Raw genomic sequence first — 25,403 nt, 5'->3', positions numbered from 1 at the left:
CGTTCCTCCCGTCACGAGGGCGAAACACGAGGCGCCTTGACTGGGGGGTGAGACGACCGCACCGACATCCCGGCCGCCGCTGTGCGCGGCCCGTCCGGCCCGCTCCGCGGTGCCACGAAGGAGTCCTCGTGACCGATCTCCGCAGTCCCTCCCCCGCGTCCTCGCCGCCGGCAACCGGTGCGGCGCACCCGGCCGCCGGCCCGCACCCGGTCGGCGGGGCGCACTCCCCGGGCGGGGCGCACTCGACCGGGATCCGCCGCACCGGCCCCTCCGCCCTCCGCACTCGCGTCGACATCGCCCTGCAGGGCATCCGCGTCGAGGCACCGGTGCACCGCGAGGCCGGCGCCGGCCCGAGCGACGACGGGCACGTGATGCTCGGCGGCCTGGGCGCCGCGATCCCGGTGAACCCCGACAGCCCCTACGTGGTGAGCGGGAACCGCCTCCTGCTCGAGGGCGCCGACATCGGCCTGGACGTGACTCCCGTCCGCCGCCCGCGCTTCTACGATCTCGACACCGCCGACGGCGTCTCCTACGAGAAGATCGCCCGGCTGCACGGCCGTGACATCCTCGCGACCACCGTCGTCCAGACCTGCATGCGCTATGACGAGGCGGAGCGCTGCCGCTTCTGCGCGATCGAGGCCTCGCTCGAAGCCGGTGCGACCATCGCGGTCAAGACCCCGGCCCAGCTCGCCGAGGTCGCGGAGGCGGCGGTCCGCCTCGACGGCGTGCGCCAGATGGTGATGACCACCGGCACCTCCAAGGGCCGCGACCGCGGAGCGGCCCACCTCGCGCGCTGCGTCCGCGCGGTGCTCGCGGCGGTCCCCGGGCTGCCGATCCAGGTGCAGTGCGAGCCGCCCTCCGACGTCTCGGCGCTGCAGGCGCTGAAGGACGCGGGCGCCGTCTCGATCGGCATCCACGTGGAGTCGATGGACGACGCGGTGCGGCAGCGCTGGACCCCGGGCAAGGCGCGGGTCAGCCTGGACGAGTACCGCTGGGCGTGGCGCGAGGCAGTGCGGATCTTCGGCCGCAACCAGGTCTCGACCTACCTCCTGGTGGGCCTCGGCGAGGACCCGGACGAGCTGGTCACGAGCGCCCGCGAGCTGATCGGGATGGGGGTCTACCCCTTCGTGGTGCCCTTCCGTCCGCTGCGCGGGACCCTGGCGACCGAGGTCGACCACGTGCTCCCGCCGGCCGGGTCACTGCTGGAGCGGGTCAGCGCCGAGGTCGCCGCGCTCCTGATCGAGGCCGGGATGCTGAGCAGCGGGCAGAGTGCGGGCTGCGCGGCGTGCGGGGCCTGCGGCGTCCTGAAGACGGCCGGCGCCTGATGGTGGAGCTCTCGATCCTCGAGGGTGTTCGGGTCGCGCCTGCGTTCACGGTGGTGCGGGCGGAGGAGCGCGAGCTCGCCGCGCACCGGGCCCTGCGGCGCGAGGTCTTCGTCGCCGAGCAGGGGCTGTTCGCGGGCGACGACCACGACGACGCCGACGACGATCCGCGCTCGGTGGTGCTCGTCGCGGTGGCTCCGGACGGCGCGGTGCTCGGCGGGGTCCGGATCGCGCCTGTCGGCGGCGGACGCGATCTGGGCTGGTGGACCGGCAGCCGCCTGGTGGTGGCGCGCGAGGCGCGGGGCGGCTCCGGGATCGGTGCCGCCCTCGTGCGCGCGGCCTGCGCGGAGGCGGAGGCGCGCGGGGTGCTCCGCTTCGAGGCCTCGGTGCAGCTGCGCAACGAGGTGCTGTTCCGGCGGCTCGGCTGGCGGAGGATCGGCACGAGCACCGTCGCCCGAGTCGAGCACGCCCGGATGCGCTGGCCGGTCGACCGGCTCGACCGGGCGGCCACCGCGGCCAAGGCGGCCCTCGGCGCCCTTCTGGCTCCGCTGGCGGCCGAGGGGGGCCTCGGTGGGGCCGGCTTCGTCGGCGACGACGGAGCACCGGTCCCGGGCAGCGACCTGATCGCCGTCTGCGACGCGATCGTCCCGTCCATGGTGGAGCGCCACCCGGAGTGGGCGGGGTGGTGCTCGGTGCTGGTCAACGTCAACGACCTCACCGCGATGGGCGCGACCGGCATCGGGCTGATGGACGCGATCGGCGCTCGCGACGCGGCCGCCGCCGCGCGCATCGTGAGCGGTCTGCGGGCCGCCTCCGCCGCCTGGGGCGTCCCCGTGCTCGGCGGGCACACCCAGCTCGGAGTGCCGGCGGCCCTGAGCGTCACCGGTCTCGGCCGTACCGCGGCGCCGGTGCCGGGCGCGGCCGCTCCGGGCGACGAGCTCTCGCTGACGGCCGACCTCGGCGGCGGCTGGCGGCCCGGCTTCGCGGGCGCCCAGTGGGACTCGACGTCGTCCCGGCGCGCGGAGGAGCTCCGGGCGATGGCCGCCTCCGTCGGACTCGCGCGGCCGAGGGCGGCGAAGGACGTGAGCATGGCCGGGCTGGTGGGGACGGTCGGCATGCTCGCCGAGGCCAGCGGAGGAGGAGCGGTGATCGACCTCGCGGCGGTCCCCGTCCCCGAGGCGGCCGGCACCGCCGACTGGCTCGGCTGCTTCCCCGGCTTCGCGATGATCACCGCCGACCGGCGGGGGGAGTCGAGGATGGGCACACCCTGGACCGCGACGGCCGCGGTGGGGAGCGTCGTCACGGAGCCGGGCGTGCGGCTGCGCTGGCCGGACGGCGAGGAGACGACGGCGATCGCCGGTGCGGTGACGGGGCTCGGCGCAGCGGGCTGACGGGCCGGGCCGGAGGCGCATCGTCCTCGGCGCGGCCGTGAGACGCAACCCCGCGCAGATCCTCGCCGAGCGGCGGAGACTGGCGGCGGCCCGTTGCTCGACGGGCGCTCATCGACGGAAGGAACGACCCCATGGTGGATCTCGGAGGACTCGCGGACAAGGCGAAGAACGCCGTGAACAGCGACAAGGGCGAGGAGCTGACCGACAAGGGACTCGACAAGGCGGGCGACGCCGCCGACTCCGCGACCGGCGGGAAGTTCGCCGGCCAGGTCGACAAGGCCCAGGAGGCCGGCGACCAGCACGTCGGCAACGACTGACCGCCGGGCGGCCCTTCCGCGCTGTCGCGGAGGGCCGCCCGTCCATCAGTCCCGGTCGCCGAGCCCGCGCAGCAGCGCCCGCACCACGGCGACGGAGCGATCGGCCGCGTCGTCGACGTGCGCCTCGAACTCGCCGGGGGCGCAGAGGTCCGAGATCCCGCGGACCGAGACGAACGGCAGCCCGTGCACGTGCGCCGTCTGCGCGAGGGCGACGGATTCCATGTCGGTGGCGAGCGCGCCGGGGAAGTCGTTCCGCACGCGGTCCACGTGGGCGCTCGAGACGAAGACGTCGCTCGAGACGATCAGGCCGCGGCGCACCGGCGGCCCCTCCAGCAGCTCGAGCTCCGCGGCGAGCGCCGCGTCGTCCCCGGAGTAGCGGGCGGGCATCCCCGGGACCTGCCCGAGCGCGTAGCCGAACGCCCGCGCATCGGCGTCGGTCTGCACGTACTCGGCGCCGATCACGACCTCGCCCACGCGGACGTCGGCGCCCAGGCCGCCGGCGGTCCCCGCGCTCACCACGAGCGGCCGGGAGCCGCCCTCCTGCAGGATCGCTGCGGTGAGACCGCCGGCCGCGTTGACGAGGCCGATGCCGGTGCGGACGAGCAGCACCGCGCGGGAGTCGAGCTCGAGCTCCCACTGCAGCGCGTTGCCGACGGCGCGCGGCTCGGAGGCGCTGGACGCGGCGGCGAGGAACGGCGCGGCCTCCTCGTCCATCGCGACCAGGACGATCGCCGTGCTCACGCGGTGACCGTCTCCCACTCCGAGCGGTGCGCGAGGAACGTGCGCGCCGCCTCCTGCGCCCCCTCGAGGGAGTGGTTGGCGCCCCAGCCGCACTGGGTCTCGTTGGCCGCGGGGACCTCGTCGGCCTCGGTGATGTCCTGGAGCGTCGCCTCGACCAGGCCGAGCACCTCGGCGAGCTCGGGCTCGCCCGAGAGGAGCAGGTAGAAGCCGGTCTGGCAGCCCATCGGCGAGAAGTCGATCACGCGGTCGGAGTGGTTGCGGGACTTCTCGGCGAACAGGTGCTCGAGCGAGTGCACGGTGGGCATCTCGAGGTGCCCGCGGTTGGGCTGGGTGAAGCGCACGTCGTACTTGACGAGGTGGTCGCCTCCGGGCAGCGTCTTCGCGTCGGCGAGGCGCACGTACGGCGCGGCGACGGTGCGGTGGTCGAGGTTGAACGACTCGACGTTCATGCGCGGCTGATCCACGGTGGTCTCCTTCGCTGGGGGTCCCTCCATTGTCCTCCGCTCCGCGGAGCGGAGGCGGACCCCGGCGGATCCGGCTGCTTCTTCTCCGGGGCTGCGCCCGGATGCGAAGAGCTCCTCGCCGGCCACGACGAGGTACGCCGTGTCGAGCGCGATGATCACCAGGACCGCCCTGAACAGGCGCGCGGAGACCGTGCGGTCGTCCAGCGGGACCCCGCCGCCCAGACCCGCACGGAGGCGTGGAGCACCCCGGACAGCACCAGCGCGACGAGCGCCGTCACGCCGAGCACAGTGTCCGGAACGACCACCGCCACCACCTCCTCCGTCGACGGGTCGAGCATGCCGTCGCGCCCGACGCGGCGGGGACCCGGACCCCTGAGCGGTGGAGAACGGGCCGCTCCGATCCCTGGGGAGGAGCCTCGGCCGCTCCTCAGAACAGGTCCGAGAAGCCCATCGCGACGAGGTTCGCGTGCGAGGTCCGCAGGCAGTCGAGCGCGCTCCGCCCGTAGCGCTCGTCCTGCTCGACGAGGAGGTGGTCGACGCCGAGCGCGAGGCTCGTCCCGATGATCCCCGGGAAGTCGAGGTTGCCCTGCCCCACCTCGGCGAACTGCACGTTCGAGGTGAAGGCGTGCACGGACCACCCGCCGGACATGTCGGCGGGCGGCCCGACCCGGTAGTCCTTCAGGTGCACCAGGGCGACGCGCTCCCCGTACCGGCGCAGCGTCGTCACGGGATCGAGCCCGCCCCGCTGCACCCAGTGCACGTCGAGCTCGAGCCCCAGCAGCGGAGCCCGGTCGGCGACGACGTCGAGCAGGAGGCGGCCGCCGTGCCGCGCGAACTCGTGGTGGTGGTTGTGGAGCAGCAGCCGCAGCCCGTCGTCGCGGAGCCTCGCCGCGGCGGCCTGGCAGCGGTCGGCGAAGTCGAGCAGAGCGGCCGGCGAGGCCGCCGCGGAGGCGGGCAGCATGCCGATCCGGACCGTGCGCGTGCCGAGCGCGCGGGCGTCGGCGACGATCCCGGCGAGCCCGCCCTCGAGCGCGGCGCCCGGGGAGTCCCCCGGTGCCAGGCCCGCCGAGATCGCCGCGATCTCGACGCCGAGCTCGTCCCGCGCCCGCTGCAGCTCGGCCACGGTGGCCGCCGTCAGCGGGATCTGCGAGATCTCCACCGACCGGTAGCCGATCGCTCGGACCTCCCGGAGCGTCGCGAAGGCGCCCGCCGAGGCGAACGCGTCCTTCAGCATCATCGCCTGCACGCCGATCCTGGTCACGGCAGTCCTCCCGGTCGCGGTGGGGGCCGGCGTCTCCGCGGCCCGGAACGCCCCCGACGGTAGAGGCGCGCCTCCGGTCTTGTCAATCGGTTGCCAATACGCGTATGGTCGTGGCACGGCGGCGCTCCTGCCCGCCGGTTCCCGACGACGAGAACGAGGCACGCACCGTGACCACCGCACCCGCGACGACCGCACCCGCGACGACCGCATCCGAGAACCCCGCGCCCTGGACCCTCTCCGGCTTCGGCGACGAGATCGACCCCGACCCGGTCGTCCAGGTCGCCGTCCTCCGAGCGCTCGGCGCGCACAGCATCGAGGTGCGCAGCGCCTGGGGCCGGAACGTCGTCGACCTCGACGACGAGCGCCTCGCCCGCCTGGCCGCCGTGCTCGAGCGCGGCGGCCAGTCCGTCTCGGCCGTCGCCTCGCCCATCGGCAAGGTCGACGTCGCCCTCGACCCCGAGCTCGAGGTCGCGCGCCTCGACCGCGTCATCCGCGCCGCGCACGCCCTCGGCACACCGAGCATCCGCGTCTTCTCGTTCTACCGGGGCGAGGGAGTGCCGGTCGAGAGCATCCGCGACGACGTCCTGCTGCGCATGCGCATGCTCGCCGACCGCGCCGAGCGCGAGGGCGTGGTGCTGCTGCACGAGAACGAGAAGGACATCTACGGCGACGTCCCCGAGCGGATCCTCGACCTGGTCGAGTCCGTCGGCTCGCCCGCCCTGCGCCTCGCCTGGGACAACGCGAACTTCGTGCAGTGCGGGGTGCGGCCCTTCGACGACGGCTGGACGGCGCTGCGGCCCTACGTCGACTACCTGCAGGTGAAGGACGCGGTGGCCGCGACCGGCACCGTGGTGCCCGCCGGCGAGGGCGACGGCCAGCTGCGCGAGACGCTCACCGCCCTGCGCGACGACGGCTGGACGGGCGTCGCCTCGCTGGAGCCGCACCTCGCGATCACGGACGCCCTCGGCGGATTCTCCGGCCCCGAGTCGTTCGGAGTGGCCGCTCGGGCCTTCCGGGGGCTCGCCTCCTCGCTCGGGATCGACCTGCGATGACCGTCCGCGCGGCGGTGATCGGCTGCGGCGACATCTCCTCCGTCCACCTCGCGGCGATCGGCACAGCGCCCGGCGCGGAGCTGGTGGCGGTCTGCGACACCGACCCGGGCCGGCTCGCCGCGGCCGCCGAGAGGCACGCGGTGCCGGGCTTCCCCGAGGCGGTCCGGATGCTCGACTCCGTCCGCCCCGACGTCGTGCACGTCTGCACTCCGCACAGCACGCACGCCGCGCTGGCGGTCGCGGCCCTGGACCGCGGCGTCGCGGTGCTCCTCGAGAAGCCGCTCGCCTCCTCCGTCGCCGAGGGCGAGCAGGTGATCGCCGCGGCCGAGCGGGGCGGGGCGGGCATCGGCGTCTGCTTCCAGAACCGCTACAACCCGCCCGTGCAGCGCCTCCGCGAGCTGCTGGCGTCCGGCTCCCTGGGTGCCGTGACGGGTGCGGCCGCGACCGTGCTCTGGCACCGCGCTCCCGGCTACTACCTCGACCGCCCCTGGCGCGGGATGCGGGCCGAGGGCGGCGGCGGGATGCTGATGAACCAGGCGATCCACACCGTCGACCTCCTGCAGTGGCTCCTCGGCGAGGTGGTCGCGGTGAGCGGCTCCGCCTCCACGCGCCTGCTGCCGATCGAGGTCGAGGACACCGCCGACCTGGTGCTCACCCACGCCTCCGGCGCGCGCAGCGTCCTCTACGCGACCGTGGCGAACGCGTGGGACGAGCCGGTCGAGCTCCGCCTGCGCACCGAGCGCGCCACCGTCTCGTTGCGCGGTGCCCTCACCGTGCGGCGCGACGACGGATCCGTCGAGGTCGTCCCGGACACGGAGCGCCGATCCGGCGGGCGCTCGTACTGGGGCGCCTCGCACGAGTTGCTCGTCCACGACTTCTACGCCCGCCTCGGCGAGGACGAGCCCTTCTGGATCTCGCCCCGCGAGGCGGCGAGGTCGCTCGCGATCGTCCAGGCCGCCTACGCCCCGAGCGCGCCCGCGCGGATCCCCCACTCCACCCCGAACGAAGGACTCCTCCCATGACCACCGTCCGCCTCGGCATCATCGGATTCGGCGCCCAGGGCTCCTCCTACGCCCGCTTCCTCGCCGACGGCAGAGTGCGCGACCTCGTCGTCACCGCCGTCGCCGACGTCGACCCCGCCCGGGAGGCGGCGGCCGCCGCGCTCGCACCCGGAGCGTCCTTCCACGCCGACCACCGCTCCCTCCTCGCGAGCGGAGAGGTCGACGCCGTCGTCGTCTGCACTCCGCACTACCTCCACCCCGGGATCGGCATCGACGCTCTCGAGCACGGGCTGCACGTGCTGGTCGACAAGCCGGCGGGCGTCTACGCCGCGCAGGTCGCGGAGCTGAACGAGGCCGCCGCCGCCCGTCCCGGTCAGCGCTTCGCGATCATGTTCAACCAGCGGGCGAACCCGCTCTACCGCCGGCTCAAGGAGGTCGTCGACGAGGGCGGGATCGGCCGGATCCTGCGCTCGAACTGGATCATCACGACCTGGTGGCGGCCGCAGGCCTACTTCGACCAGAGCGCGTGGCGCGCGACCTGGGGAGGCGAGGGCGGAGGCGTCCTGGTCAACCAGGCGCCCCACCAGCTCGACCTGTGGCAGTGGCTGTGCGGAGTGCCGGAGTCGGTGGTCGCGAAGGCCGGCTACGGGCGGTGCCGCGACATCGCGGTGGAGGACGAGGCGACGGTGCTCGCCGACTTCGGCGGGGGCACGACCGGCGTGCTGGTCACCACGACGCACGACCCGATCGGCACCGACCGCCTCGAGATCGTCGGCGACCGCGGCCGGATCGTCGTCGACGACTCCCGGGTCGCGACGATCACCCGGCTGAACGCCCCCGAGCGCGAGGTCAGCGCCGCCCTCAGCGCCGAGGACGTGGGCCTCCTGCTCAGCGGTCGCTACGACACCGCGGGCCTCTCCACGACGGAGCGGATCGAGTCGGCGTCGGTCTGGGGCGAGCAGCACACGGCCGTCCTGCAGGACTTCGCGGACAGCATCCTGCACGGCACGCCGCTGCTCGCACCCGGGGCGGAGGGGATCCTCGGGGTCCGGCTCGCCAACGCCATCCACTACTCGAGCTGGACGGGACGCGAGGTACCGCTCGACCTCGACGAGGGCGTGTTCCTGGCGGCGCTCAACGAGCGCATCCGCGAGGAGGGGGCCTTCCCGGAGCGGAGCTGACGGGGCGGAGCCGCGCTGGACGGGGCCGGAGCGGTGGGCGGCCGACCGGCGACGGCGGCCTCCCGGAGCGCGGGCTCCCCGATCCGGCCCGACCCGGACGCGAGCGACGGGCCGGGCGGGCTTCTCGGCCCTGTGGCAGCATGGGCGGCGGACGGCGCCCCGTCCGCCGCCGTGCCCCTCGAGAGAAGACCGCGATCGTGCCCAGCGAAGACGCGCCCACCGGCCCCTCCGCCGCGAGACGCCGCGGCCGCTCCGCGACGACGATCTACGACGTCGCCCGACTCGCCGGCGTCGCCCCCTCCACCGTCTCCCGCGGGCTGAGCACGCCCGGACGGCTGAACGCCGCGACCGAGCAGCGGATCCGCGCCGCCGCGAAGGAGCTGGGCTATCGGCTCAACCCGATGGCGCGCGCGCTGCCGACGGGCCGCACCTCGACCCTCGGGCTGCTGGTGGCCGACATCACCAACCCGGCCTTCTTCCCCGCCGTGCGCGGAGCGGAGCGGGCGGCGTCGCTCCGCGGCTTCACGATGATCCTCGCCGAGTCGCAGGAGTCCGGGGAGCGCGAGGCCGAGGCGGCCGACCGCATCGCCGCCTCCACCGACGGGCTCGTCCTCGTCAGCACCCGCCTCAGCGACGAGGAGATCATCGCGCTGGCCGGGCGCATCCCGGTCGTCGTCCTCAACCGCGTGGTCCCCGGCGTCGCGGGGATCGTGCCCGATCTCGCCCCCGGGATCGACGCCGCGCTCGACCACCTCGCGGCCCTCGGCCACCGCTCCCTCGCCTTCATCGCCGGTCCGCCCGACTCGTGGATGAGCGCCGCGCGATGGGAGCTCCTCCTCGACCGCGCTCCGCAGCGGGGCATGACGGTCGTCGAGATCGGGCCGGGCGTCTCGACCCTCGAGGGCGGGAGGAGCGCGCTCGCTAGGGTGACCGCCTCCGGCGTCGGCGCGGTGATCGCCTACAACGACCTGGTCGCCATCGGACTGATGCGCGCGGCTCAGGAGTCGGGCGTCGCGATCCCGGAGCAGCTCAGCATCATCGGCTTCGACGACATCTTCGGCAGCGACTTCACCTCGCCGCCGCTGTCGACCATCAGCGCACCGCTGGGCCGGATGGGCGAGCGGGCGGTCCGCCGGGTGCTCGGCGACGAGGAGGCTCCGGAGCGGGCCGACGACCTGCCGACGGAGTTCGTCCCGCGCGCCTCGACGGGACCCCGCCGCGACTCCTGACCCCGGTCCGCGCCCCGGCGCGCCAACCGGTGCGACAGTCTTGGCAATCGGTTGACACTCCTCCGCACCCATACTTGGATGGCCCCGTGCCGACGAAGCTGCTGAACGATCCCGACCGACTCCTGCCGATCGACCCGACGACCCGGGCGATCGCCCGCGATCTCCACGCGAGCGTCGCCGACCTGCCGATCCTCTCCCCGCACGGGCACGTGGATCCGCGCCTCCTGCTCGAGGACCGCCCCTTCGCCGACGCGTCCGAGCTCTTCCTCCGGCACGACCACTACGTCACCCGGCTGCTCCACTCCGCCGGGATCGACCTGGGCGATCTCGGCATCCCGGGAGGCGAGCGCCTCGCCGGCCCGGAGGAGGTGTGGCGCACGTTCTGCGCGCACTGGCGGATCTTCGCGGGAACCGCCTCGGGCTACTGGCTCCAGTCGATCCTCGCCGAGCAGTTCGGCATCACCGAGCAGCCCGACGCCTCCACCGCCGACGCCCTCTTCGCGGCGATCGCGGCCCGGCTGGCGTCCGCCGCCTTCCGCCCGCGGGCGCTCTTCGAGCGGTTCGGGATCGAGGTGCTGGCGACGACCGACGATCCGCTGGACGACCTGGCCGTCCACCGGGCTCTGGCGGAGGATCCGGCGTTCCCGGGCCGCGTGCTGCCGACCTTCCGCCCCGACGCCTACCTCGATCCCTCCACCCCCGGCTGGCCCGAGCGCGTCGCCGCCCTGGCCGCCGCCACCGGAACGAAGGAGTCCAGCTTCCCCGGATTCCTCGAGGCCCTCCGCGCCCGTCGCCGGTACTTCCTCGACCACGGCGCCGTCTCCGCCGACCACGGAGTGCTGGAGCCGCTGACCGTCGACCTCGATCCCGCCGAGGCGCAGTCCCTCTTCGCCCGCGCCCGCGCCGGCACGATCGACGCCGAGGGCAGCCGCGTCCTCGCCGCGCACCTGCTGCTGCAGTCCGCCCGCATGAGCGTCGACGACGGCCTGGTGATGACCGTCCACGCCGGGGTGCTGCGCAACCACGATCGGCCGACCTTCGAGCGCTTCGGTCCCGACACCGGCCACGACATCCCCGTCGCGACCCGGTTCGCCGAGCCCCTCCGCCCGCTGCTGCAGGAGCTCGGCAACGCACCGGGCTTCCACCTCGTCCTCTTCGGGATCGACGAGAGCACCCACTCGCGCGAGCTCGCTCCCCTCGCCGGCTACTACCCGTCGGTGTTCCTCGGAGCGCCGTGGTGGTTCCTCGACGCGCCCGACGCGGTGCTGCGCTTCCGCGCCGCCGTGACGGAGACCGCCGGCTTCTCGCGGAGCTCCGGCTTCATCGACGACACCCGCGCGTTCCTCTCCATCCCGGCCCGTCACGACATGGCTCGGAGGCTGGACGCCGCGTTCCTCGCGCGCCTGGTCGCCGAGGGGCGGATCGACTCCGAGACGGCGAGCGCCGTCATCCTGGACCTCGTCGACTCCCAGCCGCGGAAGGTCTTCAAGCTGTGAGCGGGCACGGCGGAGGAGGCGGTCTCGATCGCGCATCGACGGGCCTGCCGGCGGCTCCCGTCCGCATCGTCCACCTCGGCCTCGGCGCCTTCCACCGAGCGCATCAGGCCTGGTACACGCACGCCGTCGACGACGACCACGAGTGGGGCATCGCCGCATTCACCGGCCGGAGCCCCCGCGCGGCCGAGGAGCTCGCCGCGCAGGACGGCCTGTTCACGCTGATCGAGCGCGGACCGGAGGGCGACTCGGCGACGGTCGTGGGCAGCATCGTCGAGGCGGTCGACGGCGCGGACGTCGCGCGTCTCGTCGAGCTCGTCGCGGCTCCAGGGACGGCGATCGTCACGCTGACGATCACGGAGGCCGGGTACCGTCTCGCCGCGGACGGCGGCCCCGACCTGGACGACCCCGCCGTCCGGAGCGACCTCGACGCCCTCCGATCGGGAGGAGCGCCGGCGACCGCACTCGGCCGCCTCCTCCTCGGCCTCGCGGCCCGGCGCGACGCGGGCTCCGGCCCGCTCGCCGTCGTCCCCTGCGACAACCTCTCCGGCAACGGCCCTCTCGTGCGCCGTGGACTGCTCCTGCTCGCCGAGCGGCTCGACCCGTCGCTCGCCGACTGGATCGACCGCACCGTCTCGTTCGTGTCGACCTCCGTCGACCGGATCACCCCGGCGACCACGGCGGCGGACCGGGAGGCAGCGGCCGAGCTCACCGGCATCAGCGACGCCGCGTCCGTCGTGACCGAGCCTTTCCGCGACTGGGTCCTCTGCGGCGGCTTCCCCGCCGGCCGGCCCGCCTGGGAGCGCGCCGGAGCCCGCTTCGTGGACGACATCGAGCCCTTCGAGCGGCGCAAGCTGCGACTCCTCAACGGCGCGCACACGCTCCTCGCCGCCACCGGCCGCCGGCGGGGCCGCGCCACCGTCGCGGAGGCGATCGCCGACCCCGCCTGCCGGAGCGCCGTCGAGGCGTTCTGGGCGGAGGCGGCGGCCGGCCTCCCCGCCGGTCTCGACGCGGACGCCTACTGCGCCGCCCTCCTCGAGCGCTTCGGCAACCCCCGGATCGAGCACCGCCTCGAGCAGATCGGCGCCGACGCGACCGCCAAGCTCCGCATCCGGATCGCGCCCGTGCTCCTCGCCGAGCGCGCGGGCGGACACGACGGAGCCGCCTCCCTCCGTGCCGTCGCCGACTGGATCGCACTGCTGCTCCAGGGCGACCGCCTGCCCGACGCGCAGCGCCCCGCCCTCGACCGCGCCCTCGGCTCCGCCCGACCCGTCGAGGCACTGCTGCGGCTCGTCGACCCGCGCCTCGCCGACGACCCGGCCCTCGTCGCCGCGGTCACCGCTCAGGCGGCCTAGACCTCCACCCCGCCCCTCCGCGCGGCGCCTTCCGGCGCCGTCGGCAACCGATTGCCACCCTCGCACCGTCTCGATGCGGCGCGGATCCCCGACGGGTCCGCGCCCGGGTAAAGGAGCCCGCATGACCCCCCGCACCACCGCGCCCGGAGCGCCCGCCGCTGAGAAGCTCTCCAAGCTGAGCATCGTGGGCTACGGCGCCGGCGACACGGCGAACAACCTCGCCTTCACCACCGCCACGATGTTCCTGCTCGTCTACTACACCGACGTCGCCGGGATCTCCGCGGCCGCGGCGGGCACGCTGCTGCTCGTCGTGCGGATCTTCGACGCGTTCGCCGACGTCTTCGCCGGCCGGGTCGTGGACCGCACCTACAGCAGGCGCTTCGGCAAGTTCCGGCCCTTCCTGATGTTCGGGTCGGTCCCGCTCCTGCTGCTCTCGGCCGCGACCTTCTCCGTCCCGCAGATCGGCGAGAGCGGAACCCTGCTCTACGCCTACCTGAGCTATGCCGCGCTCGGCCTCGCCTACAGCCTCGTCAACATCCCCTACGGCTCGCTCGCCGGAGCGATGACGCAGGTCGGCACCGAGCGCGCGAAGCTCGCCAGCGCCCGCGCCATCGGCGGCGCGATCGTGGGGGCCGGGCTCGGCACCTTCATGGCCCCGCTGGTCGTCCCCGGCGCCGATCTGCAGTCGCTCTTCTCGATCGTCACGCTGAGCTTCGTCGTCGTCGGCTCCGCGCTCTACCTCTTCACGATCCTGACCGCGAAGGAGCGGGTCCAGCGCGACGTCGCGCACGTCACGTTCCGTCAGAGCATGACGACCCTCCGCTCCAACCGGCCGCTGCTCTTCCTCTGCCTCAGCTCGTTCCTGTTCCTCACCGGGACGCTCGCGCTCCAGACCGTGCAGCTCTACTACCTGCGCGACGTACTCGGATCGGTCCAGCTCTACGCCGCGATGTCGCTCATCCAGCTCGCCCTGACCTTCGGCCTGGCCGCCCTCGTCCCGACGATCGTGCGGCGGTTCGGCAAGCGCAACGCCTACATGGCCGGAGTCGCGGTCCTGATCAGCGGCGGAACGGTCGTCTTCCTCGCCCCGGGCGACGCGGTGGCGGTCGGCTTCGGCGGACTGGTCCTCGCCTACGTCGGCATCCAGCTCGTCAACATGCTCGTCTGGGCGATCGAGGCGGACACCGTCGAGTACGGGGAGTGGAAGACCGGCATCCGCTCCGAGGGCACGATCTACGCCCTGTTCTCCTTCACCCGCAAGACCGGCCAGGCGGTCGGAGGCGCCCTCGCCGCGTACGCGCTGGCCTGGGGCGGCTACGTGGCCGGGGCCGCAGAGCAGAGCGAGCACGCCGAGTGGGGCATCCGCGCCGCCGCCGGCCTCATCCCGGCCGTCGCGGCCCTGCTCGCGGTGCTGATCATGGCGTTCTACCCGCTGACCGACCGCCGGCACGCGCAGATCGTCGCCGAGATCGCCGAGCGCCGCGAGAGCACGGGTCAGGCCGCGCCCGTGGCGCCCGGCCTCTCGACCGCCGCGTTCTCGATGGACCGCGCTCCCGGCCGGAACCCCTGACCCGATCCCCCACCACGAAAGGCATCCCATGAAGATCGACAAGGCCGAGGTCGTCGTCACCAGTCCCGACCGCAACTTCGTCACCCTCAAGCTCACGACCGACGACGGGCTGACCGGCCTCGGCGACGCGACCCTCAACGGCCGTGAGCTCGCCGTGGTCTCCTATCTCGCCGACCACGTCGTGCCGCTGCTCCTCGGCCGCGACGCCTCGCGCATCGAGGACACCTGGCAGTTCCTCTACCGGTCGTCGTACTGGCGCCGCGGGCCGGTCACGATGGCGGCGATCGCGGCGGTCGACACCGCCCTCTGGGACATCAAGGGCAAGGCCGCGGGCATGCCGCTCTACCAGCTGCTCGGAGGCGCGTCCCGCACCGGCCTGCTCGCCTACGGCCACGCGTCCGGGCGGACGGACGCGGAGCTGTTCGACAGCATCCGCGAGCACCAGGAGCAGGGGTACCGCGCGATCCGCGTGCAGACCGCGGTGCCGGGTCTGACCTCGATCTACGGCATCGCCTCCAACGCCGTCCTCGAGGGCAACGCCGGCGTGCGCTACGACCACGAGCCGGCGCAGCGCGGCGGCCTGCCGACCGAGGAGGACTGGGACACCCGCGCCTACCTGCGCCACGTCCCCCGCGTCTTCGAGGCCGTCCGCAACGAGTTCGGGCCGGGGCTCCCCCTCCTCCACGACGGCCACCACCGGATGACGCCGATCCAGGCCGCGGCCCTCGGCAAGTCCCTCGAGCCGTACGACCTCTTCTGGCTCGAGGACTGCACGCCCGCCGAGAACCAGGAGGCCCTCCGCCTCGTCCGGCAGCACACCACCACGCCCCTGGCGATCGGCGAGGTCTTCAACACCGTCTGGGACTACCAGCTCCTCATCCGCGAGCAGCTGATCGACTACATCCGGAGCGCGGTCACGCACACCGGAGGCGTCTCCCACCTCCGGAGGATCCTCGACCACGCCGCGCAGTACCAGATCAAGTCCGGGATGCACGGACCCACCGACGTCTCCCCGGTGGGAATGGCGGCCGCGATGCACCTGGGCCTGGCGATCCACAACTTCGGGATCCAGGAGTACATGAAGCACGGCGAGCGGACCGACAGCGTCTTCCAGCAGTCGTTCACCTGGAGCGAGGGACGGCTGCACCCGGGCGACGCCCCCGGTCTGGGCGTCGAGCTCGACGTCGACGCCGCCGGGAAGTACCCCTACGTGCGCGCGTACCTGCCCTTCAACCGCCTCGCCGACGGCACCGTCCACGACTGGTGACCTGCCCGGCGATCCCGGCCCGTCGAGGGAGCCACGGCCAGCGGGCCCCCTCGACGGTCCGGGGTTCCCCCGCCGAGCACAGGCCGGTCAGGGCACGAAGCGGTAGCCCATGCCCGCCTCGGTCAGCAGGTGCCGCGGATGCGCGGGGTCGGGCTCGAGCTTCTTGCGCAGCTGCGCGAGGTAGAGGCGCAGGTAGCCGGTGTCGGTGACGTGCGCGGGGCCCCAGATCTCGGCCAGCAGCGAGCGACGGGTGACCAGCTTGCCCGCGTTGCGGATGAGGATCTCGAGCACCTGCCACTCCGTCGGAGTCAGCCGCACGGAGACGCCGTCCCGCGTCGCGCTCTTGGCCACCAGGTCCACGGTCACCTCGCCGATCACGACCAGCGGCTCGCCGTCGGCCGGCTGCACCCGCCGCGAGAGGGCCCGGATGCGCGCGAGCACCTCGTCCATCGAGAACGGCTTGGTGACGTAGTCGTCCGCGCCGGCGTCGAGCGCGCCCACCTTGTCGGCCGCGCCCGTCCGCCCCGACACCACCAGGATCGGCGCGCTCGTCCAGCCGCGCAGTCCGTGGATGACCTCCACCCCGTCGAGCCGGGGCATGCCGAGGTCGATCATGTAGAGGTCCGGATGCTCGTCCACCGCGCGGTTGATCGCCTCCGTGCCGTCGCCGGCCGTCACCACGTCGTATCCGCGGGCGGTGAGGGTGATGCGCAGGGCGCGCAGGATCTGCGGGTCGTCGTCGGCGATCAGGATCTTCATGCGGCTCCTCCGGAGTCCTCGTGCGGGGCGGCGCCCGACCCGCCGTCGTGCGGGACGGCAGGAGCGACGTGAGCCGCAGGAGCAGCGGCAGCAGTCTCCTTCGCCAGCGGCAGCGTCACCACCATCGTCAGCCCGCCCCCCGGAGTGTCCTCCGTCTCGAGCGTGCCGCCCATCCCCTCCGTGAACCCCTTCGAGAGCGCGAGGCCGAGGCCCAGGCCCGTGAGGTTGTCGTCGTCGCCGAGCCGCTGGAACGGCACGAAGATCTCGGCGCGCCGCTCCTCGGGCACCCCGGGGCCGTGGTCGACGATCCGCAGCTGCGCGCTCCCGCCGAAGGCGCTGGCGGCCACGCGCACCCGGGTGCCGGACGGCGCGTAGCGGACGGCGTTCGCGAGCAGGTTGACCACGACGCGCTGCAGCAGAACCGCGTCGGCGAGCAGCGCCGGGCCCTCCGGATCGAGGTCGAGGTCGACCTCGCCGGGACCGAGCCCGAGCTCGTCGAGCGCGGGGAGCACCACGTCGGCGGCGTCGAGCGGGGCGAGCGCCACGGCGAGCGCCCCCGCCTCCAGCCGCGTCACGTCGAGCAGGTCGGTGACCAGCGCGGCGAGCACGGTGAGGCTCTCGTCGGCGGTGGCGAGCAGCTCCTCCCGGTCGCGCTCGCTCCAGACCACCTCGGGCGAGCGCAGTCCGCTGACGGCCGCGGTGGCCGCGGCGAGGGGCCGGCGCAGGTCGTGGCTGACGGCCGACAGCAGGGCGCTGCGCACCCGGTCGGTCTCGGCCAGCGGAGCGAGGGAGCTGGCCGTCTCGCTGAGGGCCGCGTTCTCGAGCACCGAGTCCAGCTGGGCGGCGACGACCTGGAGCAGCCGCCGCTCGCTCCCCTCCAGCTCGCGGCCGTGCAGCTCGAGCACCGCGCCCTCGCCCACCGCGATGCGCGCGGGATCGCCCTCCGGCTGCGGCTCGCCGTCGGCCGCGACGAGCTCGCCGCCGCGCAGCAGCCGCACGCCGGTCAGCCCGAACGCCTCGCGCGAGCGCTCGAGGATCGCCTGCAGCGCCCCCTGCCCGCGGATCACGCCACCGGCGATCGTCGCCAGCAGCTCCGACTCCGCCCCCGAGCGCTTGGCGGCCCGCGCCCGTCTGGCCGCGCGGTCGACCACGGCGCTGACGAGCGCCGCGTTGAGCACGTAGAGCACCAGCGCCAGCGCGTGCAGAGGCTCGTCGACGGTGATCGTGTAGAGCGGATCGACGAAGAAGAAGTCGAGGGTCAGCCCCGAGAGCACGGCCGCGAAGAGGGCCGGCCAGAGCCCGCCGACCAGCGCGACCACCACCACCAGCAGCTGGTACGAGAGCACGTCGCTCGTGATCGACTCGTCGCTGCGGAGGCTCGAGAGCAGCCAGGTCACCAGCGGGCCGCCCACGAGGGCGAGGGCCAGTCCCAAGAGGCGGCGCCGCAGCGTCAGGGCGCCGTCGAGCCTCGGCAGCACCGCGGTGCGCCCGGCGGCGGAGTGGCTGACGATGTGCACGTCGATGTTGCCGGACTCGCGGATCACCGTCGACGCGGTGCCGGGCGTCAGCGCCGAGGCGAGACGGCTCCGCCTGCTCACGCCGATCACCAGCTGCGTCGCGTTCACCGAGCGGGCGAACTCGACCAGCGTGCGCGGCACGTCCTCGCCGACCACCTGGTGGTAGCTGCCGCCGAGCTTCTCGACCAGCACCCGCTGCGCCTCGAGCACGTGCGGCCGGGGAGTGCGGAGGCCGTCGGGGGTCACCACGTGCACGGCGAGCAGATCGCCCCCGGAGGCGCGGGCCGCGATCCGCGCGCCGCGCCGCAGCAGTGTCTCCCCCTCCGGCCCGCCGGTGAGGGTCACGACCACGCGCTCGCGCGCCTCCCAGGTGCTGTCGATGCCGTGCTCGACGCGGTAGTCGCGGAGCGCGCTGTCGACCTCGTCGGCGAGCCAGAGCAGCGCGAGCTCGCGCAGGGCGGTCAGGTTGCCGAGCCGGAAGTAGTTGGACAGCGCCGCGTCGATGCGCTCGGGCGGGTAGACGCGGCCGTCGGCGAGGCGGTCGCGCAGCGCCTGGGGCGCCAGGTCGACGACCTCGATCTGGTCGGCGGCGCGGAGGACCGCGTCCGGGATCGTCTCGCGCTGCGGCGCTCCGGTGATCGCGTGCACCACGTCGTTGAGCGACTCGATGTGCTGGATGTTCACGGTCGAGAAGACGGTGATGCCGGCGTCGAGGAGCGTCCGTACGTCCTCCCAGCGCTTCTCGTGCCGGGAGCCGGGGGCGTTGGTGTGCGCGAGCTCGTCGACCAGCGCGACGTCGGGCCGGCGGGCCAGCACCGCGTCGAGGTCCATCTCGTCGAGCAGCACGCCGCGGTGCTCGACGGCCCTCCTCGGCACGACCTCCAGCCCCTCGACCATCGCGGCGGTGGCGGAGCGGCCGTGCGTCTCGACCACGGCCACCACGACGTCGCGACCCTCGGCGGCGAGCCGGCGGCCCTCCTCGAGCATCGTGTAGGTCTTGCCCACTCCGGGCGCGGCTCCGAGGAGCACGCGCAGGCGGCCCTTCGTCATGCTCCCGGCCTCCCCTCGTGCTCGCGGCTCCGGGGTGTCCCGGGCTCGCGGGTCCGGCGTCGATCCGCTCGATCGGACGGTCCCGACGAGCCGATCGCGATTCTACGAGCCGGAGGCGCCACCGGAGCGGTCACAGCCGCGCGAGAGCGGCGTTGAGCTCGAGCACGTCCACCGTCGGCTCGCCGAGGTACCCGAGCTCGCGGCCCGCGGTGTGCTCGTCGACCAGCGCGCGCACGGCGCTCACGTCGAGCCCGCGGGCGGCGGCGACGCGGGGCGCCTGCAGCTGCGCGTAGGCGGGGCTGATCGCGGGGTCGAGCCCCGAGGCGGAGGCGGTCAGCGCATCGGCCGGCACCGCGGCCGGGTCGACGCCCTCGAAGGCGGCGATCGCGGCCCGGCGCTCCTCGACGGACGCGACCAGGTCGGCGTTCTCGGGGCCGAGGTTGCTGCCGGTCGAGGCCGCGGCGTCGTAGCCCGCGGCGGAGGGACGCGACTGGAACCACTCCGGCAGGGGCGCTCCGTCGGCGTCCGTGAACGACTGCCCGATGAGCGGCGAGCCGATCACCGCGCCGTCCTGGCGCAGCAGCGAGCCGTTCGCCTGGGCGGGCAGGGCGAGCTGCCCGATCCCGAGCACCGCGAGCGGGTACGCCGCTCCCAGCAGCACGGTGAGCACGATCATCGCGCGCAGCGCGACACCGTAGGGACGGAACATGGTCTCTTCTCTCTGTCTTCGGTGGTCGGGACGGGCGGGTCAGAAGCCGGGGATCGCAGCGACGATCAGGTCGACGAGCTTGATCCCGAGGAACGGAGCGATCACTCCGCCCAGCCCGTAGACCAGGAGGTTGCGGCTGAGGATGCGCGAGGCGGCGACCGGGCGGTACGCCACTCCCCGCAGCGCGAGCGGGATCAGCACGACGATCACCAGCGCGTTGAACACGATCGCCGAGAGGATCGCCGAGGCCGGCGAGTGCAGCTGCATCACGTTCAGCACCGCGAGCCCAGGGAAGACCCCCGCGAACATCGCCGGGATGATCGCGAAGTACTTCGCCACGTCGTTCGCGATCGAGAACGTGGTGAGCGCGCCGCGGGTGATCAGCAGCTGCTTGCCGATCCGCACGATGTCGATGAGCTTGGTGGGGTCGGAGTCGAGGTCGACCATGTTGCCCGCCTCCTTCGCCGCCGAGGTGCCGGTGTTCATCGCCACGCCCACGTCGGCCTGCGCGAGGGCCGGGGCGTCGTTGGTGCCGTCGCCGGTCATCGCGACCAGCGCGCCGCCCTCCTGCTCGCGCCGGATCAGGGCGAGCTTGTCCTCGGGGGTCGCCTCGGCGAGGTAGTCGTCGACTCCCGCCTCCGCCGCGATCGCCTTCGCGGTCAGCGGGTTGTCGCCCGTGATCATCACGGTGCGGATGCCCATCGCGCGCAGCTCCGAGAAGCGCTCGGCGAGCCCGTCCTTCACCACGTCCTTCAGGTGCACGACGCCGAGCAGGCGGGCGCCGTGGGCGTCCTTCACCGCGACGACGAGAGGCGTGCCGCCGCTCTCCGAGACGCCGTCGACGAGCACCGTGAGGCGCGCCGCGACCGCGGAAGGCAGCGGCCCCTCCTCCTCCACCCAGGCGCGCACGGCCGAGCCGGCGCCCTTGCGGATGGAGGAGCCGTCGGGGAGGTCGAGCCCGCTCATCCGGGTCTGCGCGGTGAACGGCACCACGGCGGCCTGAGCGGGCTCGACGGCGGGACGGCCCGAGTCGCCCGCGAGGTCGACGATCGACTTCCCCTCGGGTGTCGGGTCGCTGAGCGAGGAGGAGGCGGCCGCGTCGACGAGGGCGGCCTGCGCCACTCCGTCGAGCGGGAGGAACGCCACCGCGCGGCGGTTGCCGTAGGTGATGGTCCCCGTCTTGTCGAGCAGGAGCGTCGTGACGTCGCCCGCCGCCTCCACCGCCCGGCCGGACATCGCGAGCACGTTGCGCTGCACGAGCCGGTCCATGCCGGCGATGCCGATGGCCGAGAGGAGGGCGCCGATGGTGGTCGGGATGAGGCAGACGAGCAGGGCGACCAGCACCGGGACGCTCACGGAGGCTCCCGCGAACGAGGCGATCGGGTTCAGGGTCAGCACGACCACGACGAACACGATCGAGAGGCTCGCCAGGAGGATGTCGAGCGCGATCTCGTTCGGCGTCTTCTGCCGCGACGCGCCCTCGACCAGGCCGATCATCCGGTCGACGAAGGTCTCGCCCGGCCGCGAGGTGATGCGCACCACGATCCGGTCCGAGAGCACTCGCGTGCCGCCCGTCACCGCGCTGCGGTCGCCTCCGCTCTCGCGGACGACCGGTGCCGACTCGCCCGTGATCGCCGACTCGTCGATGGAGGCGATGCCCCAGACGATGTCGCCGTCGCCGGGGACGAGGTCGCCCGCCTCCGCCACGACCACGTCGCCCAGCTGCAGCTCGGCCGAGGAGACCTCGACCAGGCGGGCCGACAGGGCGGAGGGGTCCGCGGGGTCGTAGTCGGCCACGCGCCGGGCCGGAGTGCTGGTGCGGGTGGCGCGCAGGCTCTCGGCCTGGGCCTTGCCGCGGCCCTCGGCCACCGACTCCGCGAGGTTCGCGAACACCACGGTGAGCCAGAGCCAGATCGCGATGCCGGCCGTGAAGGTGACGGGCACCGTCGATCCGCCCGACTCCTCCGGCCCCCCGAGGAACGGCTCGGCGATCGCCAGCACCGTGGTCAGCACGGCGCCGACCTCGACGATGAACATCACGGGGTTGCGCCACATCAGGCGCGGATCGAGCTTGCGCAGCGCTCCGGGGAGGGCGGCGGCGAGCTGGCGCGGCCCGAGGGCGGCGCGGGTGGGGCGCGCGGGTTCCGCGGGGGCCTCGGTCAGTGCAGTGGTCATCGGAGTCGCAGTCCTTCCGCCAGGGGGCCCAGCGCGAGTACGGGGAAGTAGGTGAGCGCGGTCACGACGACCGTGACGCCCACGAGGAGGCCGACGAACTGCGGCCGGTGGGTGGGCAGCGTGCCGGCGCTGGAGGGCACCGGCGACTGCGCCGCGAGCGAGCCGGCCAGGGCGAGCACCAGCAGGATCGGGAGGAAGCGGCCGAGGAGCATCGCGACGCCGAGCGCCGTGTTGAGCCAGGGCGTGTTCGCCGTCAGCCCCGCGAACGCCGAGCCGTTGTTGTTGGACGCGGAGGTGAAGGCGTAGAGCACCTCCGAGAGCCCGTGCAGCCCGGGGTTCAGGATCGACGTGCTCTCCACGTCCTCCCGCACCGCCGGGATCGCGAAGCTCAGGGCCGTGCCGGCCAGCACGAGCGTCGGCGTCACGAGGATGTAGAGGCTCGCGAGCTTGATCTCGCGCGGGCCGAGCTTCTTGCCCAGGTACTCGGGCGTCCGGCCGACCAGCAGCCCGCCGACGAACACGGCCAGCACCGCGAGCACGAGCATCCCGTAGAGGCCCGAGCCGACGCCGCCGGGGGCGACCTCGCCGAGCATCATGTTGAGCATCGGCAGCATGCCGCCGAGCGCGGTGAAGGAGTCGTGCATCGCGTTGACGGCGCCGGTCGAGGTGAGCGTCGAGGCGGTCGCGTAGAGGGCGGAGCCGGCGATGCCGAAGCGCGTCTCCTTGCCCTCCATCGCGGCTCCGGCGGCCTGCGCCGCGGATCCGCCGCCCGCCGCCTCCAGCGCGGTGAGGGCCGCGAGCGACACGACGAAGATCGTCGCCATCGCCGCGAGGATCGCGCGGCCCTGCCGCACGTCGCCGACCATCCGGCCGAAGGTGCGCGGCAGCGAGAACGGGATCGCGAGGATCAGCACGATCTGCAGCAGCGACACCCACGCCGAGGGGTTCTCGAACGGGTGCGCGGAGTTGGCGTTGAAGTAGCCGCCGCCGTTGGTGCCGAGCAGCTTGATCGCCTCCTGCGAGGCCACCGCGCCGCCCGGGATGCTCTGCTCGCCGCCGGTGAGCGTGGTCACCGTCAGCGGGCCGTTCAGGTTCTGGATCACGCCGCCCGCGATCATCACGACCGCCGCCACCACCGCGAGGGGCAGCAGGAGGCGCAGCGTGCCGCGCACGAGGTCGACCCAGAAGTTGCCGAGCGTTCCGGAGGAGCGGCGCGCGAATCCGCGGATCAGCGCCACCGCCACGGCCAGGCCCACGGCCGCCGAGACGAAGTTCTGCACGGCGAGGCCGCCGAGCTGCACCGCGAAGCCGAGGGTCGCCTCCGGGGAGTAGGACTGCCAGTTGGTGTTGGTGACGAACGAGACGGCGGTGTTGAACGCCAGCCCCTCCGGCACCGCGGGCAGGCCGAGGGAGCCGGGCAGGACCGCCTGGAGGCGCTGCATCCCGTAGAGCAGGAGCACGCCGACGAGAGAGAAGGCCAGCACGGCCCGGAGGTAGGCGCGCCAGCTCTGCTCGCCCGCGGAGTCGACGCCGATGAGGCGGTAGACGCCGCGCTCGAGGGCGAGGTCGCGCGTCGAGGTGTAGACGCGGAACATGTGGTCGCCGAGGGGGCGGTGGAGGAGGGCGACGGCCAGGCCGACGGTCGCGACCTGGAGGACGGCGAGGAGCGGATCCATCAGAAGCGCTCCGGTCGGATCAGGGCCGCGACGAGGTAGACGACGGCGGCGAGCGCCAGCACGGCCGCCAGGGCGTCGAAGACGATCACCGGCCCGCCTCCTTCTCGCGGGTCCCGCGGGTCGCCGAGGGGGGCGGTCCGCCCAGCCGCTCGACCCCCTTCGCGGCGAGAGCGATGAGCGAGAAGAGGGCGAGCACGCCGAGGAGGTAGGCGAGGTCGAGCACGGAGGACTCCATCCGGGGAGCGGACGACGCCCGGGACCGGACGCCTGCCGGGAAGCGGCACAGGAAGCGATGCAACACCTCGCGGGGGCCCCTCGGAGCGGTCCTCACGGTTCCCCTACGGCCCGGCCCGGAGTCCTCGCGTTTCCCTCACGCGGACGGCGGCGGGCGCCCGGCGGAGGAGCGCGAGCCGGGCGGGAGCCGAGCGGTGAGAGCGTTCTCCCCCAGCAACGGCGGGGGTCGACGTCCCGAAGATCACATTTCGGCATCGCCTGGACAAATTCGCCGCCCGCGCTTTACTCGCCCCGATCGAAGGAATATGTTCTCTCCGTGGACAAAGCCCCTCGGGGCTCTCCCGCCCTCCCGGGCGACGACACGACGACGTGCGCCACACGTGCACGCCTCTTGTCGTCCTCTCCCTCGGACACTGCTTTCAGAGAGGAATGCACTCCATGAAGTTCTCCCGCGGCATCACCACGCTGGCCGCCGCCGGCATCATCTCCCTCGGCCTCGCGGCCTGTTCCGCGAGCCCCGCCAACTCCGGAGGCGCCGCTGCCGGCGCCGGCGCGGAAGGCGACTGCACCGTCGGCATCTCGATGCCCACGCGCAGCCTCGAGCGCTGGATCAACGACGGCGAAGGCCTCCAGTCGCAGCTCGAGGGCGACGGCTGCACCGTCGACCTCCAGTACGCCGACAACAAGACCGATCAGCAGATCTCGCAGATCCAGAACCAGATCGCCGGCGGCTCCAAGATCCTGGTCATCGCCGCGATCGACGGCGAGGCGCTCGCGCCCGTCCTCGCCGAGGCGAAGAAGCAGAACGCCACCGTCATCGCCTACGACCGTCTCATCAACGGCACCGCGGACGTCGACTACTACGCGACCTTCGACAACTACAAGGTCGGCCAGCTCCAGGGCCAGTACATCGAGTCGACCCTCGACCTGAAGAACGCCGCGGGTCCCTTCACCCTCGAGCCCTTCGCCGGCAGCCCCGACGACAACAACGCGAAGTTCTTCTTCTCCGGCGCGTGGGACGTCCTGCAGCCCTACATCGAGAGCGGCAAGCTCACCGTCCCCTCGGGCAAGTCGCCCGCGTCGGACGACGACTGGGCCTCGATCGGCATCCAGGGCTGGGCCTCCGACAAGGCGCAGTCCGAGATGGACAACCGCCTCTCGTCCTTCTACACCGGCGGCCAGAAGGTCGACGTCGTGCTCTCCCCCAACGACAGCCTGGCCATCGGCATCGAGGCCTCGCTGAAGTCGGCCGGCTACACCCCCGGCGCCGACTACCCGGTCATCACCGGCCAGGACGCCGACAAGGCCAACGTCAAGGCGATCCTCGCCGACGAGCAGTCCATGACGGTCTGGAAGGACACCCGCACCCTCGGCGACCGCGTCTTCCAGATGGTGCAGTCGATCGTCGCGGGCGAGGAGCCCGAGGTCAACGACACCGAGACCTACGACAACGGCGAGAAGGTCGTCCCGTCCTACCTGCTGGAGCCGCAGGTCGTCACGAAGGACGACGTGCAGTCGGTCCTCGTCGACTCCGGCTTCCTCAAGGCCGGCGACGTCGGACTCTGATCCGTCGGGCGGGGGCGGGGAGGAGCGATCCTCCCCGCCCCCGCCTCCCCGTCCGCACACCACTCCCCCCCAA

The 25,403-nt window shown here is 73.6% G+C and carries 22 protein-coding genes; 12 read left to right on the top strand and 10 right to left on the bottom strand.

Annotated features, from left to right (window positions below; genetic code table 11):
- Window positions 1–128 precede the first annotated feature (128 nt).
- From C5C57_RS04150 to C5C57_RS04140, 3 genes are all read left to right on the top strand, one after another.
- Window positions 129–1,325: an MSMEG_0568 family radical SAM protein gene (locus C5C57_RS04150; RefSeq protein ID WP_258059779.1), complete on the top strand. Its 1,197-nt coding sequence runs from the start codon at window positions 129–131 to the stop codon at window positions 1,323–1,325.
- The gene (locus tag C5C57_RS04145) at window positions 1,325–2,713 is read left to right on the top strand and encodes an MSMEG_0567/sll0787 family protein (protein WP_104250269.1); all 1,389 of its coding nucleotides are present in this window, start codon (window positions 1,325–1,327) and stop codon (window positions 2,711–2,713) included. Before C5C57_RS04150 ends, C5C57_RS04145 begins: the two co-directional genes overlap by 1 nt.
- A 131-nt stretch (window positions 2,714–2,844) precedes the next feature.
- Window positions 2,845–3,030: an antitoxin gene (locus tag C5C57_RS04140; RefSeq protein ID WP_104222638.1), complete on the top strand. Its 186-nt coding sequence runs from the start codon at window positions 2,845–2,847 to the stop codon at window positions 3,028–3,030.
- Between the two features lie 45 nt (window positions 3,031–3,075).
- On the opposite strand, the gene mtnN is transcribed toward C5C57_RS04140, so the two are convergent.
- The 3 genes from mtnN to C5C57_RS04120 form a co-directional block, all read right to left on the bottom strand.
- Window positions 3,076–3,771 carry a 5'-methylthioadenosine/S-adenosylhomocysteine nucleosidase gene (mtnN, locus tag C5C57_RS04135; protein ID WP_258063331.1) on the bottom strand — a complete coding sequence of 232 codons (696 nt, stop codon included), beginning with the start codon at window positions 3,769–3,771 and terminating at the stop codon, window positions 3,076–3,078.
- The gene (locus C5C57_RS04130; protein ID WP_308470894.1) at window positions 3,768–4,265 is read right to left on the bottom strand and encodes an S-ribosylhomocysteine lyase; all 498 of its coding nucleotides are present in this window, start codon (window positions 4,263–4,265) and stop codon (window positions 3,768–3,770) included. Before C5C57_RS04130 ends, mtnN begins: the two co-directional genes overlap by 4 nt.
- A gap of 397 nt (window positions 4,266–4,662) precedes the next feature.
- Window positions 4,663–5,496: a sugar phosphate isomerase/epimerase gene (locus C5C57_RS04120; RefSeq protein WP_258071983.1), complete on the bottom strand. Its 834-nt coding sequence runs from the start codon at window positions 5,494–5,496 to the stop codon at window positions 4,663–4,665.
- 167 nt (window positions 5,497–5,663) lie between these two features.
- Here C5C57_RS04120 and C5C57_RS04115 point away from each other — a divergent pair, with 167 nt between their 5' ends.
- From C5C57_RS04115 to manD, 8 genes are all read left to right on the top strand, one after another.
- Complete coding sequence (locus C5C57_RS04115; protein ID WP_258071982.1) at window positions 5,664–6,548, top strand: sugar phosphate isomerase/epimerase; 885 nt, start codon at window positions 5,664–5,666, stop codon at window positions 6,546–6,548.
- Entirely contained in the window at window positions 6,545–7,570 is a 1,026-nt protein-coding gene (locus C5C57_RS04110) for a Gfo/Idh/MocA family protein (RefSeq protein WP_104297328.1), read from the top strand. Before C5C57_RS04115 ends, C5C57_RS04110 begins: the two co-directional genes overlap by 4 nt.
- The gene (locus C5C57_RS04105) at window positions 7,567–8,730 is read left to right on the top strand and encodes a Gfo/Idh/MocA family protein (RefSeq protein ID WP_104247551.1); all 1,164 of its coding nucleotides are present in this window, start codon (window positions 7,567–7,569) and stop codon (window positions 8,728–8,730) included. Before C5C57_RS04110 ends, C5C57_RS04105 begins: the two co-directional genes overlap by 4 nt.
- 197 nt (window positions 8,731–8,927) lie before the next feature.
- Window positions 8,928–9,959, top strand: a complete 1,032-nt coding sequence (locus C5C57_RS04100) for a LacI family DNA-binding transcriptional regulator (protein WP_181027190.1) — start codon at window positions 8,928–8,930, stop codon at window positions 9,957–9,959.
- An 86-nt stretch (window positions 9,960–10,045) separates the two neighbouring features.
- Window positions 10,046–11,455 (top strand): glucuronate isomerase, encoded by a 1,410-nt coding sequence (gene uxaC, locus C5C57_RS04095; protein WP_104247549.1) that lies wholly within the window; start codon window positions 10,046–10,048, stop codon window positions 11,453–11,455.
- On the top strand, window positions 11,452–12,807 hold the full coding sequence (locus tag C5C57_RS04090; RefSeq protein WP_258071981.1) for a mannitol dehydrogenase family protein: 1,356 nt from the start codon (window positions 11,452–11,454) through the stop codon (window positions 12,805–12,807). Before uxaC ends, C5C57_RS04090 begins: the two co-directional genes overlap by 4 nt.
- A gap of 121 nt (window positions 12,808–12,928) precedes the next feature.
- Window positions 12,929–14,377, top strand: a complete 1,449-nt coding sequence (gene uidB / locus C5C57_RS04085; protein ID WP_104225767.1) for a glucuronide transporter — start codon at window positions 12,929–12,931, stop codon at window positions 14,375–14,377.
- A gap of 28 nt (window positions 14,378–14,405) precedes the next feature.
- On the top strand, window positions 14,406–15,644 hold the full coding sequence (manD, locus tag C5C57_RS04080) for a D-mannonate dehydratase ManD (RefSeq protein ID WP_104222646.1): 1,239 nt from the start codon (window positions 14,406–14,408) through the stop codon (window positions 15,642–15,644).
- Between the two features lie 87 nt (window positions 15,645–15,731).
- Here manD and C5C57_RS04075 read toward each other — a convergent pair whose 3' ends face one another.
- From C5C57_RS04075 to C5C57_RS17990, 7 genes are all read right to left on the bottom strand, one after another.
- The gene (locus C5C57_RS04075) at window positions 15,732–16,403 is read right to left on the bottom strand and encodes a response regulator (protein WP_104222647.1); all 672 of its coding nucleotides are present in this window, start codon (window positions 16,401–16,403) and stop codon (window positions 15,732–15,734) included.
- Complete coding sequence (locus C5C57_RS04070) at window positions 16,400–18,970, bottom strand: ATP-binding protein (RefSeq protein ID WP_104247548.1); 2,571 nt, start codon at window positions 18,968–18,970, stop codon at window positions 16,400–16,402. The genes C5C57_RS04075 and C5C57_RS04070 overlap by 4 nt, the downstream gene beginning before the upstream one ends.
- A 130-nt stretch (window positions 18,971–19,100) precedes the next feature.
- Window positions 19,101–19,679, bottom strand: coding sequence for a K(+)-transporting ATPase subunit C (gene kdpC, locus C5C57_RS04065; protein WP_104247547.1), 579 nt, complete (start codon window positions 19,677–19,679; stop codon window positions 19,101–19,103).
- Window positions 19,680–19,718: 39 nt separating this feature from the next.
- On the bottom strand, window positions 19,719–21,854 hold the full coding sequence (kdpB, locus tag C5C57_RS04060; RefSeq protein WP_104247546.1) for a potassium-transporting ATPase subunit KdpB: 2,136 nt from the start codon (window positions 21,852–21,854) through the stop codon (window positions 19,719–19,721).
- Window positions 21,851–23,530 carry a potassium-transporting ATPase subunit KdpA gene (gene kdpA, locus C5C57_RS04055; protein ID WP_104222651.1) on the bottom strand — a complete coding sequence of 560 codons (1,680 nt, stop codon included), beginning with the start codon at window positions 23,528–23,530 and terminating at the stop codon, window positions 21,851–21,853. The genes kdpB and kdpA overlap by 4 nt, the downstream gene beginning before the upstream one ends.
- Complete coding sequence (gene kdpF / locus C5C57_RS04050; protein ID WP_068209492.1) at window positions 23,530–23,619, bottom strand: K(+)-transporting ATPase subunit F; 90 nt, start codon at window positions 23,617–23,619, stop codon at window positions 23,530–23,532. Before kdpF ends, kdpA begins: the two co-directional genes overlap by 1 nt.
- Complete coding sequence (locus tag C5C57_RS17990; RefSeq protein ID WP_167299012.1) at window positions 23,616–23,765, bottom strand: hypothetical protein; 150 nt, start codon at window positions 23,763–23,765, stop codon at window positions 23,616–23,618. The genes kdpF and C5C57_RS17990 overlap by 4 nt, the downstream gene beginning before the upstream one ends.
- Before the next feature lie 437 nt (window positions 23,766–24,202).
- Between C5C57_RS17990 and chvE the strand changes: the two genes are divergently transcribed.
- Entirely contained in the window at window positions 24,203–25,330 is a 1,128-nt protein-coding gene (gene chvE / locus C5C57_RS04045) for a multiple monosaccharide ABC transporter substrate-binding protein (protein ID WP_374952918.1), read from the top strand.
- Window positions 25,331–25,403: the final 73 nt, after the last annotated feature.

This window comes from Rathayibacter sp. AY1C5, from assembly GCF_002931705.1.
In the GTDB taxonomy this organism is placed as follows: domain Bacteria; phylum Actinomycetota; class Actinomycetes; order Actinomycetales; family Microbacteriaceae; genus Rathayibacter.
Note: the sequence above shows the minus strand (reverse complement) of the source record. Positions and strands in the feature narration are given on the sequence as shown.

Coding starts and splice junctions, on each gene's coding strand:
- kdpB (WP_104247546.1), bottom strand. CDS start 21,854: ATGACCACTGCACTGACCGAGGCCCCCGCGGAACCCGCGCGCCCCACC.
- C5C57_RS04145 (WP_104250269.1), top strand. CDS start 1,325: ATGGTGGAGCTCTCGATCCTCGAGGGTGTTCGGGTCGCGCCTGCGTTC.
- C5C57_RS04070 (WP_104247548.1), bottom strand. CDS start 18,970: ATGACGAAGGGCCGCCTGCGCGTGCTCCTCGGAGCCGCGCCCGGAGTG.
- manD (WP_104222646.1), top strand. CDS start 14,406: ATGAAGATCGACAAGGCCGAGGTCGTCGTCACCAGTCCCGACCGCAAC.
- C5C57_RS04130 (WP_308470894.1), bottom strand. CDS start 4,265: ATGGAGGGACCCCCAGCGAAGGAGACCACCGTGGATCAGCCGCGCATG.
- chvE (WP_374952918.1), top strand. CDS start 24,203: ATGAAGTTCTCCCGCGGCATCACCACGCTGGCCGCCGCCGGCATCATC.
- uidB (WP_104225767.1), top strand. CDS start 12,929: ATGACCCCCCGCACCACCGCGCCCGGAGCGCCCGCCGCTGAGAAGCTC.
- C5C57_RS17990 (WP_167299012.1), bottom strand. CDS start 23,765: ATGGAGTCCTCCGTGCTCGACCTCGCCTACCTCCTCGGCGTGCTCGCC.
- kdpC (WP_104247547.1), bottom strand. CDS start 19,679: ATGTTCCGTCCCTACGGTGTCGCGCTGCGCGCGATGATCGTGCTCACC.
- C5C57_RS04075 (WP_104222647.1), bottom strand. CDS start 16,403: ATGAAGATCCTGATCGCCGACGACGACCCGCAGATCCTGCGCGCCCTG.
- C5C57_RS04110 (WP_104297328.1), top strand. CDS start 6,545: ATGACCGTCCGCGCGGCGGTGATCGGCTGCGGCGACATCTCCTCCGTC.
- kdpA (WP_104222651.1), bottom strand. CDS start 23,530: ATGGATCCGCTCCTCGCCGTCCTCCAGGTCGCGACCGTCGGCCTGGCC.
- C5C57_RS04140 (WP_104222638.1), top strand. CDS start 2,845: ATGGTGGATCTCGGAGGACTCGCGGACAAGGCGAAGAACGCCGTGAAC.
- C5C57_RS04105 (WP_104247551.1), top strand. CDS start 7,567: ATGACCACCGTCCGCCTCGGCATCATCGGATTCGGCGCCCAGGGCTCC.